Origin of the sequence: Vibrio proteolyticus NBRC 13287 (assembly GCF_000467125.1) — a bacterium.
GTDB classification, from domain to species: domain Bacteria; phylum Pseudomonadota; class Gammaproteobacteria; order Enterobacterales; family Vibrionaceae; genus Vibrio; species Vibrio proteolyticus.
This window is the reverse complement of the sequence record NZ_BATJ01000018.1, coordinates 86,965-102,156: the sequence shown is the minus strand read 5'-3', so window position 1 is coordinate 102,156 and position 15,192 is coordinate 86,965. Positions and strand designations below refer to the sequence as shown.

The following is a 15,192-nucleotide window of genomic DNA, read 5'->3' as shown; positions in this document are numbered from 1 at the left end:
ACCTGCGCAGAGCGCAGGCTTTTTATCGAACTATGAACGATTATGGCGTGTAGTATGTCGCCGCACCAGGACCAACCGGCAAACCGAACACAAATACCCACAGATAGAACAGTACGCTCCAGCCGACAATAAAGCACAGTGAGTAAGGCAGCATGGTCGCGATCAAGGTACCGATTCCGAGATTCTTCATGTAGCGAGTTGCCACCGCCAGAATCAGACCAAAGTAACTCATCATTGGCGTGATGATGTTGGTGGTGGAATCCCCGATCCGGTACGCCGCCTGAATGGTTTCCGGTGCATAGCCAACCAGCATCAGCATTGGAACGAAGATAGGAGCGGTCACCGCCCACTGCGCTGACGCCGAACCAATCATCAGATTGATAAAACCACACATCAGAATGAAGGCGAAGAACAGCATTGGGCCAGTCAGACCGATGCTTTGCAGAAAATCTGCCCCCGCAACCGCGAAGACCTGACCAAAGTTTGTCCACTTGAAGAACGCCACAAATTGAGCCGCAAAGAAAACCAGCACGATGTACATTCCCATTGACGACATCGACTTAGACATCGCATTGATCACATCGCGATCAGTTTTCATCGTGCCAACGACTTTACCGTACACAAAGCCCGGAATCGCAAAGAACACAAAGATGAACGCCACGATGCTCTTCAGGAATGGCGATCCTGCGACCGTACCCGCATCAGAGCGCAGAATGCCGTCTGCCGGCACAATGGTCCAGGCCAGAAGAGCAGACACCAGAACAACAGCGACGCCCGCCATTTTCAGGCCTTTCTTCTCAACGTCGGTCAGTTTCCCCATGGTATCCTGAGACAGATCTTCTGATGCCTCTTCGTCACTGTATTTACCCAGTTTTGGCTCAACGATTTTTTCAGTCACGAAAGCGCCCATGCCAGCGATGAAGAACGTCGATACAAACATGAAGTACCAGTTTACTTCCGGACCCACGGTGTAATTCGGATCGATCATCTGCGCTGCCGTTTCAGTAATACCAGACAACAGAGGGTCGACCGTACCAATCAGCAGGTTGGCTGAATAACCTCCGGATACACCAGCAAATGCGGCGGCAAGACCCGCCAGAGGGTGACGTCCTAAAGAGTGGAACAGCATCGCTGCTAATGGAATAAGAACAACGTAACCCAACTCAGACGCCGTGTTGGAGACAATGCCAGCAAACACAACCGTCACAGTCACCATGCGTTTGGACGCCCCCATTACCAAACCACGCATCGCCGCCGATAACAGACCTGAGTATTCAGCAATCGCAACCCCGAGCATGGCAACCAGCACGGTACCAAGCGGCGCAAAGCCAACAAAATTCTTCACCAGACTGGTGACGATCAGCTCCAGCCCTTCTGCATTCAGCAGGCTGACAACGCGGATCATACCGTCTGCCGCACGTCCCGCTGCACCTTCTGGACGCGGATCCGCGACTGCCACGTCAAAATAGCCGGCGATCCCAGATGAAATCAGGATAGCAACACAGAAAATAGCGAAAAGTGTGATTGGGTGGGGCAACAGGTTCCCCAAGTATTCCACCGAGTCAAGAAAGCGCGTAAAGAGCGATTTCTTCGGTGCATTTTGATTAATTGAAGCAGATGAACTCATCTGTTCCCTCCTTGTAGTGATTCCTGCGCATATGTGACAAGACTGTCAACAAAGCCTGCGCAGGGTACTCGACAAGGAGGTTAAAATGAAATCCAAAATGTTACATTCTGTAACTAATGCCACATTTTATAACGACAAATGCACAAATAAATAGCATTTTAACCCATGAGATTAACATTAATTAGAATTATTAGTCATCGTTAACTATCAATTATATTAATAGTTTTTTACTTCTGTACGGCTTTGAATCTCGGGTTAGATTTACAGATAACAAACAACCGGCCACGACGTTTCACCACCTGACAATCCGGGTGGCGTTGCTTGGCACTACGTAACGATTTGAGGACTTTCATTTTTCTTCCCCATTAGCGCTAAATTGAGCAAATCGGCGGTTGAAGTTGGCTACACGCCCCTCTTTTTGAATCACGCGTTGTTTACCGGTGTAAAACGGATGCGATTCTGACGACACGTCCAATGTAAAATATGGGTACGTTTTGCCATCACTCCATTCAATCGTCCGGTCAGTCTGCAACGTGGAACCAACGATAAAGTAGTGATCCACGCTGGTGTCGTGGAAGATCACTTTTCGATATTGCGGATGAATGCCTGCTTGCATCTTTCTCTCCTGATCATAAAAACTAAATTGTTATGTTATAACAAAACAATTAATAATCATTATCAACAACAATTGCAAGAAAAATTTATGGTATTTTTGTGCGCCAGTAAGCCGCAATGAGCGTGGAAATGTATTCAATTGATCCAATAGGCGTCATCGAAAGCCCGTATAAAGAAAAATTTGCCGTGCCACGACAACCCCGTCTGGTACCAGCCGCCTCCGCCCAGATCAGGCTGTTGGGGGAAGCAAACTGCCCTGAATCGGTGCGGGGAATTGAGCAGTTCAGCCATATCTGGCTGCTGTTCCTGTTTGACCAAAACCTTGACGCAGGCTGGAAGCCCACGGTCCGCCCTCCGCGCCTGGGAGGCAACGAACGAGTGGGCGTGTTTGCGTCACGCTCGACATTTCGTCCCAATGGCATCGGCATGTCGGCGGTGAAACTGCGCGGCATCACGCGTCAGGGTGATCAGGTTTACCTGCAACTTGGCAGCGTTGATCTGGTCGATGGCACCCCCATCGTCGACATCAAACCTTACATCCCCTACTCCGATGCCATTTCAGATGCGCATGGCGGTTATGCTGATGAGGCGCCACAATGTGCCACGGTGATCTTTTCGCCCTCGGCCGAACACAGCCTCACGCAGCAGAATGACGCCGCACAAAAGCGCCTGGTCATTGAACAAGTTCTGGCTCAGGATCCACGCCCGGCGTATAAAAAAAATCGCACCGACAGCAAAGAATATGCGGTAAATTTGTTCGATCTGAACGTAAAATTCTCAGTAAGCGCTAACTTAGTAACAGTTACCGCGATTGAAAGCTTTTGACAAAGCCAATAGGCTGATATTATAGGCGGCTTACAAATTTCTCTTCGTGGGACGTCCATACTCCTGCCCATTCAGGCTTGAGTATCTAACTTTGATAAACGGATAAATTTAATGCGTACCAGTAACTATCTTCTTTCTACTCTGAAGGAGACTCCAAACGACGCAGAAGTCGTGAGCCACCAGCTCATGCTACGTGCGGGTATGATCCGTAAGCTGGCTTCAGGTTTGTACACCTGGCTGCCTACCGGTCTGCGCGTGCTGCGTAAAGTCGAAAACATCGTTCGTCAAGAAATCGACAACGCGGGTGCAATCGAAACTCTGATGCCCGTGGTTCAACCGTTTGAACTTTGGGAAGAGACAGGTCGCAGCGAAAAGATGGGACCTGAACTGCTTCGCTTTACTGACCGCCATGTTCGTCCGTTTGTACTGAGCCCGACCGCTGAAGAAGTGATCACCAGCCTGGTACGTAACGAAGTCAGCTCTTACAAACAACTGCCTTTGAACCTGTACCAGATCCAGACGAAATTCCGTGACGAGCGCCGTCCTCGCTTTGGTGTGATGCGCGCACGTGAATTCTCGATGATGGATGCCTACAGCTTCGACATCGATAAAGACGGCCTGCAGAAGTCCTACGACGCGATGCACGACGCCTACTGCAACGCGTTTGACCGCATGGGGCTGGATTACCGTCCGGTACTGGCTGACAGCGGTGCAATCGGTGGCAGCGGCTCACAGGAGTTCCACGTTCTGGCAGAAAGTGGCGAAGACCTGATCGCCTTCTCTACAGAATCAGACTACGCAGCCAACATTGAGAAAGCCGAAGCATTAGCCCCTGCCAATTCGGCAGTGGCACCAACACAAGAGATGACGCTGGTCGATACGCCTAACGCGAAAACCATCGCTGAACTAGTAGAGCAATTTGATCTGCCGATCGAGAAGACAGTTAAAACTCTATTCGTTAAAGCATCTGATGAAGTAGACGCGGACATCATCGCTCTGATCATCCGTGGCGATCACGAACTCAACGAAGTGAAAGCAGAAAACCTTCCTCAAGTAGCAGCACCTCTTGAGATGGCGACGGAAGAAGAAATCCGTGCGCTGATTGGTGCCGGTCCTGGCTCACTGGGTCCTGTGGGTCTGACACTGCCATTTATCGTTGATCGCACCGTGGCGGTCATGAGTGATTTCGGCGCAGGCGCCAACATTGATGACAAACACTACTTTGGTATCAACTGGGGCCGTGATGTCGAACTGGGACAAGTGGAAGATCTGCGTAACGTTGTCGAAGGCGATCCGAGCCCATGTGGCCAGGGAACTCTTCAGCTGAAACGTGGTATCGAAGTAGGTCATATCTTCCAACTGGGTAAAAACTACTCTGAGAAGATGAACTGTGGTGTACTTGGTCCAGATGGTAAAAATGTGATTCTGGAGATGGGTTGTTATGGCATCGGTGTATCGCGCGTTGTTGCTGCAGCAATCGAACAAAACCACGACAAATACGGCATCATCTGGCCAGACGCCATCGCACCGTTCCAGGTTGCGATTGTCCCGATGAATATGCACAAGTCTGAGCGTGTTCAGGAAGCCGCTGAAAAATTGTATGCTGAACTGACTGCCATGGGCATCGAAGTATTGTTTGATGATCGTAAAGAGCGTCCGGGTGTGATGTTCTCCGACATTGAACTGATCGGTGTTCCACACACCGTGGTGATTGGCGATCGCAGCATGGATGAAGGCAACTTCGAATACAAAAACCGTCGTACCGGCGAGAAAACACCGGTCGCAATGACAGACATCATTGAGCACCTGAACGCTCAGATGAAATAAACAACGCTGTTGTACAAACATAGGGTTGGCTGATCGCCAGCCCTTTTTTATGCCTGTTAATCCACGGTTCAGCTTTCTCCGACTACACTGCCTTTATTCATCAAGGAGGTGACCTATGGATCTTAAAAATCTTCTCAATCAAGCACTCAATTCCGACATGCTGCGTCAGGGAAAACAGCAAATAAAACAGAACTCAGGAAGTTTATCGACGCTGGGCGCCGGCGCGGTCGGTGGCGGACTCATCGGTTTGCTGATGGGTTCGAAGAAAAGTAAAAAAATGGGCAAAACCGCCCTTAAAGTCGGTGGGGCCGCAGCGTTAGGTGCACTGGCTTACAAAGTCTATAATGACTGGCAAAAACAGCAGCCCGGCCCGGATCAGGAAGAAATTTTTGATGCGAACGACAACCACCATAATGAGCTGATCATCAAAGCGATGATAGCCGCAGCCAAAGCCGACGGTCATGTCGACGAGCAGGAAATGGCGCGTATCGAAGAGACGCTTAAAGGTCTTGGCGCGGATCCGTCAGCACGCCAACTGATTCAGGCTGAACTCAACAAACCGCTTGATCCGACCGACATCGCAACTCTCGCCACATCTCCTCAACAAGCCAGTGAAATTTATCTCGCCTCGTTGATCGTGGCAGATGAACAGAACTTCATGGAAAAAGCCTATCTGGCAGAACTGGCTAAACAACTGCGACTTGAACCGGATGTGATCGCTCAGCTTGAGCAGCAAATCCGCTGATTTGAGGCGGATTTTTCACCGTTTCCAGCCTAGGCTTGCGCCAGGACAAGTTCTGCTTTTGTATTTCAAAACGCGTCTGTGTATATTTGAGAGCAGTTATCATTTATAGGAAGACGACACATGCAAGTATACGGTTGCTGCGAAATGGTGCGCGAGCTTTATGCGCAGATCGGCAGTGGTGATCAGGCTTATATCCCTCAAGCCATCAGTTGCGCGGTGAAAGCACTCAATGAGATTGCAGCGGATGAGTCACTGCCACTGGACACCCGTGAAAAAGCCGCCTTTGCCGCGGCCAATCTGCTGATTTCAGACTTTGAGGATAAATGATGAACCTGAGTAACTTTGCCACTATGGATCCTGTCATGTTGATGAGCATCATCAACATGAAACTGCGCGATGATTTTGCGGGCGATTTAGATAAGTTGGTCGCCTACTTTGAGCTTGATAAGACGCAGTTGGAAACCAAACTGGCTGAAGCAGGCTTTGAGTTTTTGCCAGAAGTGGGTCAGTTCCGATAACCACTCAGAGACAGAAAAACAAAAGGTTGACGATCACTCGTCAACCTTTTTTGTTTCGTGCAATGCTCAATCATGGCATCGTACTGCGTCACTGGCGTTAGTCGGCGCTGCGCGCTTTACGCTGGGCAGATTTGCGTGCGTTGCGCTCAGTCTGGTTCTTGATGAACCCGGCCAGCTCCTGCTCGCCCCAGGCCTGAGCCTGTGCTTCTGTCTCAAAACCGGTTTCGCGTTTAGACACAACGGTTTTACGAGACGTCACCTGACGGGTGATTTCAGCGCACCAGCCACCACGTTTTTCACTCACGCGGACAGCAAATTTCTTACTTTTCGACATTGTCATTTTCCTAAAGGATAACGTAGACATAGCCCCGCAGGAGACATCCACCTCTGCAAAGCTTAAATTCCATACAGCACCATCTCCGGGTCCGAATAGCGCGGTATTAGAGCATAAAAGTTCGCCTTTGGCTGTAACTATTTTTTGCCCGGCACGAAACGCAGCGGCTCCCGACGGCCAAGATCCATAAAAAAGCGCAGGCCAACAGACCTGCGCGATTAATATGGTGAAAACAATCAAACTTAACCCATGTTTTTACGTGCATTCTGGAACATACGCATCCAAGCGCCATTTTCACCCCAGCCTTCCGGCGCCCAGGAATTCGCCACTGTGCGGAATACCCGCTCAGGGTGCGGCATCATGATGGTCACGCGGCCGTCTGCGGTTGTCAGGCCAGTAATCGCATTTGGTGAACCATTCGGGTTATTCGGATATTGCTGTGTTGGGTTACCGTTATTATCAACGTAACGCAGCGCGACAGTACCGGATGCTTCAATGGCGTTTAGGTGCTCACCACCACGCACTTCCACGCGGCCTTCACCGTGAGAAACCGCAATAGGCATACGAGATCCCGCCATACCATCAAAGAAGACAGAATCCGATTTCTGCACTTCAACCAGGCTAAAGCGCGCTTCAAAACGTTCCGATTCGTTGCGAACAAAACGTGGCCACAGCTCCGCTCCTGGGATCAGTTCTTTTAGGTTCGACAACATCTGACAACCGTTACACACCCCGAGAGAGAACGTCTCTTCACGGTTGAAGAAGGCTTGGAATTGCTCACGCGCTTGGGCGTTAAACAGGATAGACTTCGCCCACCCTTCCCCTGCACCGAGTACGTCACCATAAGAGAAACCACCGCAAGCCACCAGCCCCTGATACTCATCCAGTGCCGCCTGACCTGTTAGAATGTCACTCATGTGGATATCGGTTGCTTCGAAGCCCGCACGGTCAAACGCTGCCGCCATTTCAACGTGAGAGTTCACGCCCTGCTCGCGCAGAATCGCCATCTTAGGTTTCGCACCTTTAACAATGTACGGCGCGGCGATATCTTCGTTGACATCAAAGCTAAGTGAGACGTTCAGACCCGGATCCGAATTATCTTTCTTCGCTTCAAATTCCTGGTCGGCGCACGCTGGATTATCACGCAGTGCCTGCATTTTATGCGTCGTTTCTGCCCAGATAACACGTAACTCGGTACGTGAACGCTCAAGTACGACGGCATCACCAGAGGTGATAACAAAGCGGTCTGAAGCATCAACGGAACCAATCACATGTGAGCATGATTCTAAGCCGTTTGCCGCTAGCGTAGACAGCACTGAATCCAAGTTGTCGTTCTTAACCTGAACAACCGCACCAAGTTCTTCGTTAAATAGCGCCGCCAGCGTATCTTCGCCTAGCTCAGCAATGTTGGCTTTCACACCGCAGTGACCCGCAAAAGCCATTTCTGCGAGCGTGACGAGCAAGCCGCCATCGCCTTTGTCGTGGTAAGCCAGCAGTTTGTCGGCTCGCACCAGTTTTTGCATCGCATCGAAGAAACCTTTCAGTTGCTCTGCGTTGTCGACGTCAGCGGGTTTGTCCCCCAGTTGCTTGTACACCTGCGCCAATGCGGTAGCGCCAAGACGGTTCTTACCGTTGCCCAGATCAACCAGCACCAGCGACGTTTCACCTTTGTCGGTACGAAGCTGAGGCGTTACGGTCTTACGTACGTCTTCAACACGGCCAAACGCAGTGATAACCAACGATAACGGTGAAGTGACTTCTTTGCTTTCGCCATTCTCTTCCCACTTGGTCTTCATCGACATGGAGTCTTTACCAACCGGGATAGTCAAACCCAGCGCCGGACACAACTCTTCACCGACCGCTTTCACTGCTTCGTAAAGACCCGCATCTTCGCCCGGGTGACCCGCTGGAGACATCCAGTTCGCCGACAGTTTGATACGTTTGATATCGCCGATGTCTGTCGCCGCGATGTTAGTCAGTGACTCACCTACCGCCAAACGAGCCGATGCGCCGAAGTCGAGTAACGCAACCGGCGTGCGCTCACCCATCGACATTGCTTCGCCGTGGTAGGTGTCGTAACTTGCCGCCGTAACCGCACAGTTCGCGACAGGCACCTGCCAAGGACCAACCATCTGGTCACGGGCCACTAGCCCCGTTACTGAGCGGTCACCGATTGTAATCAGGAAGGTTTTCTCAGCAACCGTTGGTAGACGCAGTACGCGCTCTGCCGCTTCGTTAATTTCAATACCATCGCGTGCAATCGCTGGGCTATCGACTTTCAACGTCGTCGCTTCACGGTGCATCTTCGGTGTTTTACCAAGCAGGATATCCATTGGCATATCAATTGGCGTGTTGTCGAAGTGTGAGTCTTCTAGTGTCAGATGACGCTCTTCTGTTGCCACACCGACCACAGCGTAAGGTGCACGTTCACGCTTACAGATGGCATCGAATGCTTGCATGTTTTCTGGCGCGACGGCAAGAACGTAACGTTCCTGAGATTCGTTACACCAGATTTCCAGTGGGCTCATGCTCAATTCATCATTTGGTACATCACGTAGCTGGAACTTGCCGCCACGCTCACCGTCGTCACAAAGCTCAGGTAGTGCGTTCGAGATACCGCCCGCGCCCACATCGTGGATAAAGGCGATTGGGTTGTCTTCACCTAGCTGCCAACAACGGTCGATCACTTCCTGACAACGACGCTCCATCTCTGGGTTTTCACGTTGTACTGAAGCAAAGTCCAGATCTTCTGCTGACTGACCTGACGCCATTGAAGACGCAGCGCCACCACCAAGACCGATGTTCATTGCCGGACCACCAAGTACGATTAGGCTCGCACCTACTGGGATCTCTTTCTTTTGTACGTGCTCGTCACGGATGTTACCCATACCGCCCGCGATCATGATTGGTTTGTGGTAACCACGCACCTCTTCACCCGCGTGAGAGGTCACTTTTTCTTCGTAAGTACGGAAGTAACCCAATAGGTTTGGACGACCAAATTCGTTGTTGAATGCCGCGCCGCCCAGAGGGCCTTCCAGCATGATATCTAATGCGTTTACGATACGACCCGGCTTACCGAAGTCGGTTTCCCAAGGCTGTTCAAAACCAGGAATACGTAAGTTAGATGTGGTGAAACCAACCAAACCCGCTTTGGGTTTACCACCGATACCGGTCGCGCCTTCGTCACGGATTTCACCGCCAGAACCGGTTGATGCCCCCGGCCATGGAGAAATTGCCGTTGGGTGGTTGTGCGTCTCTACCTTCATTAAGATGTGTGCATCTTCATGGTGGTAAGTGTATTGACGAGATTTAGGGTCAGGGAAGAAACGACCCACTTTCGAACCGGTCATTACTGCTGCGTTATCTTTGTAAGCAGACAGAACGTGGTCTGGTGTCGTTTCGAATGTGTTTTTGATCATCTTAAACAGCGACTTTTCTTGGTCTACGCCATCGATAGTCCAGTCTGCATTAAAGATTTTATGACGACAGTGCTCTGAGTTCGCCTGAGCAAACATCATCAGCTCGATGTCGTTAGGGTTACGACCTAGCTTAGTAAAGTTCTCGACTAAGTAATCAATTTCATCTTCTGCGAGCGCCAAACCTAGGGAAACGTTTGCTTCTTCAAGTGCAACACGACCACCCGCTAAGATATCAACGTGCGCGACAGGCTTAGGCTCTGCGACCGTAAACAGTGCTGACGCGGCTTCAAGTTCCGTGAACACAGTTTCCATCATACGATCGTGGATAAGCGCTTTTACCGCATCCACTTGCGCGTCCGATAGCGTTGTCGAAGATTCTACGTAATAAGCGGTGCCGCGCTCAAGGCGCTTCACTTTGCTCAGACCACAGTTTTTTGCAATGTCGGTGGATTTTGAAGACCAAGGTGAGATAGTACCCGGACGCGGAGTCACCAAAAGCAAAAGACCTTGAGGCTCGTGCTCTTCGATCGTTGGACCGTACGTCAGAAGTTTTTCTAATTTCTCTAACTCAGGTGCATCCAGATCAGCGGTCAGATCAGCAAAGTGCATAAACTCTGCGTAAATACCGGTTACCGGCAGAGCTTGTTCATGACAAAGTTCCAGTAATTTACTGACACGAAACTCAGAAAGAGCTGGGGAGCCACGCAAAATTCTCATGTGCTTAGGTCTCTTATGCAAGTGATTAAGGTAATATTGGAATAAATTCAGCAAGTTACAATAAAACCCAGAACTTATACCGATTTCACCTCTCCTTTGCGAGCGCATTATATAGGAATTGTTTTTGTGATGTAACACCAAAAGCAACCGTTTGCGTCACTTTTTTTGTCATTTTTGAATTAGGCCAAAATTGGCAGCATTGAACGCAGATCGACAAATCTTTACCTTACCGGACTTTGCCAACTTATGCCTCTTTGATATAAATGTCGGAACTCAAATGAACACTGGTTCTTTGAGCCGCACCGGAAGTACGAGATTTATCATTCATGAATTATAACTATATGCGACGACTCTACCGCGCCCTGACGCTGTTCTTGCTCGCCCTTTTTCTCCAGGGATGCCAGATTGAGTCTGAGCCCAAAAGTGAACTGGACCAGATCCGCGAGCGCGGCGTTCTGCGAGTCGGTACGCTCAACAACCAGCTCTCCTATTACATTGGTCCGGATGGCCCGGCAGGCCTGGACTACGAACTGGCGCGTGAATTCGCAAATGAGTTGGGCGTCAAACTCGAGATGAAACCCGCGTACCGTATCTCCAGCCTCTACCCGGCGCTGGAACGTGGTGAAATCGATCTGATCGCCGCAGGTCTGTCCCAGTCCGAAGAGCGCCTGTCACGTTTTCGTGCTGGCCCTGCCTACTACTACGTCAGCCAACAGTTGGTGTATAAAAAAGGTCAATGGCGCCCACGCTCGGTAAAACAGCTGGTCAACCGACAAAATACGCTCAGCGATGACACCAACGACAGACCTGTGATTGAGATCGTCAATGACTCCCACTTCAAAAAGACTCTGACGGACATTCAGCGCCAGTATCCGCAATTTCGCTATCAGATTGACACCAACTCAGACGTCAACGATCAGTTGAAAAAAGTCTCCGATGGTAAAATACGCTTTACTGTGGCCGACTCCATTGAAGTCTCGTTGTCGCAACGTGTTTATCCGGATTTAGCACTGGCGTTTGAACTGACCGAAGATCAACCGATCTCCTGGTTTATTCGTCGCTCAGAAGATGAAAGTCTCTATGCGCTGATGATCGAATTCTTTGGCAACCTGAAACAGTCTGGCCATCTGGCCAATCTGGAAGAGAAATACATTGGTCACGTCGGCAGCTTCGATTACGTTGATACCCGTGCATTTATCCGCGCGCTGGATGACAAGCTGCCCAAATGGTCACCACTGTTTAAAAAATACTCTAAAGAGTTTGACTGGCGGTTGATTGCCGCGTTGGCGTATCAGGAATCCCACTGGAATCCAACCGCGAAATCACCCACTGGTGTACGCGGCATGATGATGCTAACCCTGCCCACCGCCAAAAGCGTTGGCGTGCAGGACCGACTGGATCCTGAGCAATCTGTGCTGGGCGGCGTGGAATATTTACGCCGAATGGTCGAACGGGTCCCGGACAGCATCAACGAACATGAAAAGATCTGGTTTGCATTGGCGTCCTACAACGTAGGCTACGGCCATATGATGGATGCTCGCCGCCTGACCAAAAAGCAGGGAGCAAACCCGGATGCCTGGAATGACGTAAAAGATCGTCTGCCACTGCTGCGCCAAAAACGCTATTTCAGTCAAACCCGTTATGGCTATGCCCGGGGTGACGAGGCTAAGAATTACGTGGAAAACATCCGCCGCTACTATCAAAGCATCATCGGCCATGTGGAGCAGCAAACGGCCAATGATGCCGATGCAGACATCAATGATCTGGCCGTGATCGCCGCGCCGGAAGACGAGCTGCCAGATATCATCAGTGAGCCAGAGACGCAGAGCTCAGCCGTAGACACCGCGCCGAATCCTGCCCAATCGGCCGCCGGCACCGGTATTGACACGCCGTAATTGCAACCTCACCTAAACGCCGAGGGCAGCGCGAATATCGCGCTGCCCTCTTGATTTTTAGGCGAAAAAGCCATACATATTAGCCAAATTCAGATTCTTGCTGAGTTTCATCGTTCAGTCATATTGGACAGTTATAACGGTATTTTGAATATCAACCAAGCACGTCACCCATACAGAGGTGACGGATTTTACTAGGGGGGTGGTTTTATGCTGAAACGTAAAATGCAATCGAAACGCCTGTATAAAACCGTTGCGACCAATCGTCGTAAACGTATGTTGGCCAACAACAAAAAGAAAATCATCTGGCGTAACCGCGCTTTCATGCAAGCCTGCATGGCCTGATCATCAATGAGCAGACATCTGCCTCGGCGGGTGTTTGCTGTCTGGTCTTACTCTTCTCCTGCTGCCTTATTCGCTTGTTTCAGTGCTTTGATTTCTTTACGGCGACGCTTAAAAAACGCCTGAAGCTGCTCGCGACACTCCTGCTCCAACAAACCAGACTCCACATCGGCGTAGTGATACGCAGCCTGACTGGCAAACAGATCCAACACAGTTCCGGCAGCTCCGGCTTTCAGATCCGGCGCACCATACACCACTCTTTTCACCCGGCTGTGCAACAGAGCGCCCGCACACATAGGGCAAGGTTCCAGAGTTACGTACAGCGTGGTATCCAGCAGACGATAGTTCTGCAGCACCTGACCCGCCTGACGCAGCGTTTGAATTTCCGCATGCGCTGTCGCGTCATGACTGCAAATAGAACGGTTCCATCCTTCCGCGATCACCTGGCCGTCTTTCACCAGCACCGCTCCGACCGGCACTTCCCCTTCGGCTTCCGCCTGACGTGCCAGCTCTATCGCACGGCGCATGAAATGTTCATCTTGAGGGGAAAACGGGGATTGCGACACAGTAGCTCCGACAAAGAGATTAATAACAACACTGACAAAATTATAACGGTAAGTCGTTGACGAGGATAGTCACCGGATAAGCCGCCCACTCCAATAAAAAACGCAGGCAAAGGCCTGCGTTTTTTCTTCGGCAACGACTTTACATAGAGTAGGTGTACGGTGCCTGGATACCAAGTGGAATACTCAGCCCCCAGTACGCCAGCAGGAATATCGACCACCCGATAAGCATCGCGATAGAAAACGGCATCATCAGCGATGCCAGCGTACCAATGCCGGTCGACTTTACATAACGTTGGCAGTACACCACCACCAGCGGGAAGAATACCATCAGTGGTGAAATGATGTTCGACACGGAATCTCCCACTCGATACGCTGCTTGTGACAGTTCCGGCGAAATCCCCACAGCCATCAGCATTGGCACCAAAATCGGGCCAATCAGCGCCCATTTTGCCGATGCAGAGCCGACCAACAGGTTCACTGCCGCCGTCAGCAGAATCATACCGATGATGGTAGCCTGTCCCGGTAAGTTCAATGCTTTCAGTCCCTCAGCACCATACAGCGCCAGCATAGTACCGATGTTAGACTGACCAAAAGCGGCCAGGAACTGGGCACAAAAAAACGACATCACAATGTACGCGCCCATGGTCGACATGGTATCAGACATGGCTTTAATCACATCATTGCTGCTCTTGAACGTGCCGGCTACACGGCCGTAAACGATGCCCGGAATGATAAACAGAATGAAGATCAGTGGCACAATCGACTTCATCAGCGGTGCGGAAAATGCGGTGATTTCCCCTTCCGACGAACGCAAGGCGGAGTCTTCTGGCAACACAGCAAAAATCAGCAGTGCAATACCAGCCAACATCGCCCAGCCAGCGTAGCGAAATGCCTTGGACTCCGTTGCGCTAAATGAACCGAGATCTGGGGCCGCTTCAGCATCTTCATCCACAGGCATCTGACGCAAACGGGGTTCAATAATTTTTTCCGTCACGTACCAGCCGATTGCCACAATGATCACCGACGACAACCCGGTGAAGAAAATATTCGCCAGCGGGTTCACTACGTAGTCGGGATCCAGCACTTGCGCCGCCGTCTGGGTGAACCCCGCCAGCAAGGGATCGATTCCTGAAGGAATGAAGTTCGCGGAGAAACCGCCTGAAACGCCAGCAAATGCCGCAGCAATACCCGCCAGAGGGTGACGGCCAGCGGCATGGAAAATGATCCCGCCCAATGGAATAACCAACACATACCCGGCATCCGCCGCGGTGTGGGACACAATCGCCACCAGAATCAACATAGGTGTCAGCAATCTGGCCGGCGTGAAGTTGAGCATTTTTTTCAGCCCGGTGGTAATAAAGCCGGACGAATCTGCCACACCGACCCCGAGCATCGCGACCAGCACGATCCCAAGCGGGGCGAAGCCAGTAAAGGTTGAGACCATATTGGCCAGAAAACTGGCCAGTGCCTGACCGGTCAGGAGGTTGTTAACCTGTAGTGCTTCGCCGGTTCGAGGGTTGATAAGGTCAAATGTAACATTTGACAAAAGGGCGGACGAAACCCAGACAATGACCAGTGCCCAGAAGAACAGAATCGCCGGGTCAGGGATCTTATTACCAGCCCGTTCGATAAAGTTGAGAAAGCGATCCATCCCACTCGGCTTCTGAGATGGCGCCTGATTTACAGCTTGGTTACTCATGGTAACTCCATTTTATGATGTTGTTGCCCCGGCATCCGGATATCAACCAACGCTGACACCCGCTGT

General features: G+C 50.9%; 13 protein-coding genes and 1 pseudogene. 7 read left to right on the top strand and 7 right to left on the bottom strand.

All coding sequences use genetic code 11. The annotated features are described in order from the left end of the window. Positions 1–40: 40 nt before the first annotated feature. From VPR01S_RS17255 to VPR01S_RS17250, 3 genes are all read right to left on the bottom strand, one after another. Positions 41–1,627, bottom strand: a complete 1,587-nt coding sequence (locus tag VPR01S_RS17255; protein ID WP_021706655.1) for an AbgT family transporter — start codon at positions 1,625–1,627, stop codon at positions 41–43. Positions 1,628–1,854: 227 nt separating this feature from the next. Then, positions 1,855–1,980, bottom strand: a complete 126-nt coding sequence (gene ykgO, locus VPR01S_RS22415) for a type B 50S ribosomal protein L36 (protein WP_021706654.1) — start codon at positions 1,978–1,980, stop codon at positions 1,855–1,857. Then, positions 1,977–2,243, bottom strand: coding sequence for a type B 50S ribosomal protein L31 (locus VPR01S_RS17250; protein ID WP_021706653.1), 267 nt, complete (start codon positions 2,241–2,243; stop codon positions 1,977–1,979). Before VPR01S_RS17250 ends, ykgO begins: the two co-directional genes overlap by 4 nt. A 128-nt stretch (positions 2,244–2,371) precedes the next feature. Between VPR01S_RS17250 and tsaA the strand changes: the two genes are divergently transcribed. The 5 genes from tsaA (at position 2,372) to VPR01S_RS17225 (ending at position 6,157) form a co-directional block, all read left to right on the top strand. Beyond that, entirely contained in the window at positions 2,372–3,067 is a 696-nt protein-coding gene (gene tsaA, locus VPR01S_RS17245; protein ID WP_021706652.1) for a tRNA (N6-threonylcarbamoyladenosine(37)-N6)-methyltransferase TrmO, read from the top strand. 111 nt (positions 3,068–3,178) lie between these two features. Next, on the top strand, positions 3,179–4,894 hold the full coding sequence (locus tag VPR01S_RS17240) for a proline--tRNA ligase (RefSeq protein ID WP_021706651.1): 1,716 nt from the start codon (positions 3,179–3,181) through the stop codon (positions 4,892–4,894). Between the two features lie 115 nt (positions 4,895–5,009). Then, a complete protein-coding gene (locus VPR01S_RS17235; protein WP_021706650.1) occupies positions 5,010–5,639 on the top strand; it encodes a tellurite resistance TerB family protein in 630 nt (209 codons plus the stop codon). 120 nt (positions 5,640–5,759) lie between these two features. Then, positions 5,760–5,966: a YaeP family protein gene (locus VPR01S_RS17230; protein ID WP_021706649.1), complete on the top strand. Its 207-nt coding sequence runs from the start codon at positions 5,760–5,762 to the stop codon at positions 5,964–5,966. Next, on the top strand, positions 5,966–6,157 hold the full coding sequence (locus VPR01S_RS17225) for a DUF4250 domain-containing protein (protein ID WP_021706648.1): 192 nt from the start codon (positions 5,966–5,968) through the stop codon (positions 6,155–6,157). Before VPR01S_RS17230 ends, VPR01S_RS17225 begins: the two co-directional genes overlap by 1 nt. Positions 6,158–6,257: 100 nt before the next feature. Here VPR01S_RS17225 and VPR01S_RS17220 read toward each other — a convergent pair. Continuing rightward, positions 6,258–6,491, bottom strand: a pseudogene (locus VPR01S_RS17220) (DUF3622 domain-containing protein); the annotation flags it as partial. Positions 6,492–6,733: 242 nt separating this feature from the next. Then, positions 6,734–10,627 (bottom strand): phosphoribosylformylglycinamidine synthase, encoded by a 3,894-nt coding sequence (gene purL / locus VPR01S_RS17215; RefSeq protein ID WP_021706646.1) that lies wholly within the window; start codon positions 10,625–10,627, stop codon positions 6,734–6,736. Between the two features lie 326 nt (positions 10,628–10,953). Between purL and mltF the strand changes: the two genes are divergently transcribed. Together mltF and VPR01S_RS23165 are read left to right on the top strand one after the other, a co-directional pair. Further along, positions 10,954–12,522, top strand: a complete 1,569-nt coding sequence (mltF, locus tag VPR01S_RS17210; RefSeq protein ID WP_021706645.1) for a membrane-bound lytic murein transglycosylase MltF — start codon at positions 10,954–10,956, stop codon at positions 12,520–12,522. A 207-nt stretch (positions 12,523–12,729) separates the two neighbouring features. Beyond that, positions 12,730–12,864 (top strand): hypothetical protein, encoded by a 135-nt coding sequence (locus VPR01S_RS23165; RefSeq protein WP_021706644.1) that lies wholly within the window; start codon positions 12,730–12,732, stop codon positions 12,862–12,864. 47 nt (positions 12,865–12,911) lie between these two features. On the opposite strand, the gene tadA is transcribed toward VPR01S_RS23165, so the two are convergent. Together tadA and VPR01S_RS17200 are read right to left on the bottom strand one after the other, a co-directional pair. Continuing rightward, positions 12,912–13,427 (bottom strand): tRNA adenosine(34) deaminase TadA, encoded by a 516-nt coding sequence (tadA, locus tag VPR01S_RS17205; protein ID WP_021706643.1) that lies wholly within the window; start codon positions 13,425–13,427, stop codon positions 12,912–12,914. 139 nt (positions 13,428–13,566) lie between these two features. Next, positions 13,567–15,126: an AbgT family transporter gene (locus VPR01S_RS17200; protein WP_021706642.1), complete on the bottom strand. Its 1,560-nt coding sequence runs from the start codon at positions 15,124–15,126 to the stop codon at positions 13,567–13,569. Between the last annotated feature and the right edge of the window lie 66 nt (positions 15,127–15,192).

What these genes read in the sequence shown, in the direction of transcription:
- VPR01S_RS17255 (WP_021706655.1), bottom strand. Translation starts at nt 1,627, where the DNA reads ATGAGTTCATCTGCTTCAATTAATCAAAATGCACCGAAGAAATCGCTC.
- VPR01S_RS17240 (WP_021706651.1), top strand. Translation starts at nt 3,179, where the DNA reads ATGCGTACCAGTAACTATCTTCTTTCTACTCTGAAGGAGACTCCAAAC.
- VPR01S_RS17230 (WP_021706649.1), top strand. Translation starts at nt 5,760, where the DNA reads ATGCAAGTATACGGTTGCTGCGAAATGGTGCGCGAGCTTTATGCGCAG.
- ykgO (WP_021706654.1), bottom strand. Translation starts at nt 1,980, where the DNA reads ATGAAAGTCCTCAAATCGTTACGTAGTGCCAAGCAACGCCACCCGGAT.
- tsaA (WP_021706652.1), top strand. Translation starts at nt 2,372, where the DNA reads ATGTATTCAATTGATCCAATAGGCGTCATCGAAAGCCCGTATAAAGAA.
- VPR01S_RS17250 (WP_021706653.1), bottom strand. Translation starts at nt 2,243, where the DNA reads ATGCAAGCAGGCATTCATCCGCAATATCGAAAAGTGATCTTCCACGAC.
- mltF (WP_021706645.1), top strand. Translation starts at nt 10,954, where the DNA reads ATGAATTATAACTATATGCGACGACTCTACCGCGCCCTGACGCTGTTC.
- VPR01S_RS17225 (WP_021706648.1), top strand. Translation starts at nt 5,966, where the DNA reads ATGAACCTGAGTAACTTTGCCACTATGGATCCTGTCATGTTGATGAGC.
- VPR01S_RS23165 (WP_021706644.1), top strand. Translation starts at nt 12,730, where the DNA reads ATGCTGAAACGTAAAATGCAATCGAAACGCCTGTATAAAACCGTTGCG.
- VPR01S_RS17200 (WP_021706642.1), bottom strand. Translation starts at nt 15,126, where the DNA reads ATGAGTAACCAAGCTGTAAATCAGGCGCCATCTCAGAAGCCGAGTGGG.
- VPR01S_RS17235 (WP_021706650.1), top strand. Translation starts at nt 5,010, where the DNA reads ATGGATCTTAAAAATCTTCTCAATCAAGCACTCAATTCCGACATGCTG.
- purL (WP_021706646.1), bottom strand. Translation starts at nt 10,627, where the DNA reads ATGAGAATTTTGCGTGGCTCCCCAGCTCTTTCTGAGTTTCGTGTCAGT.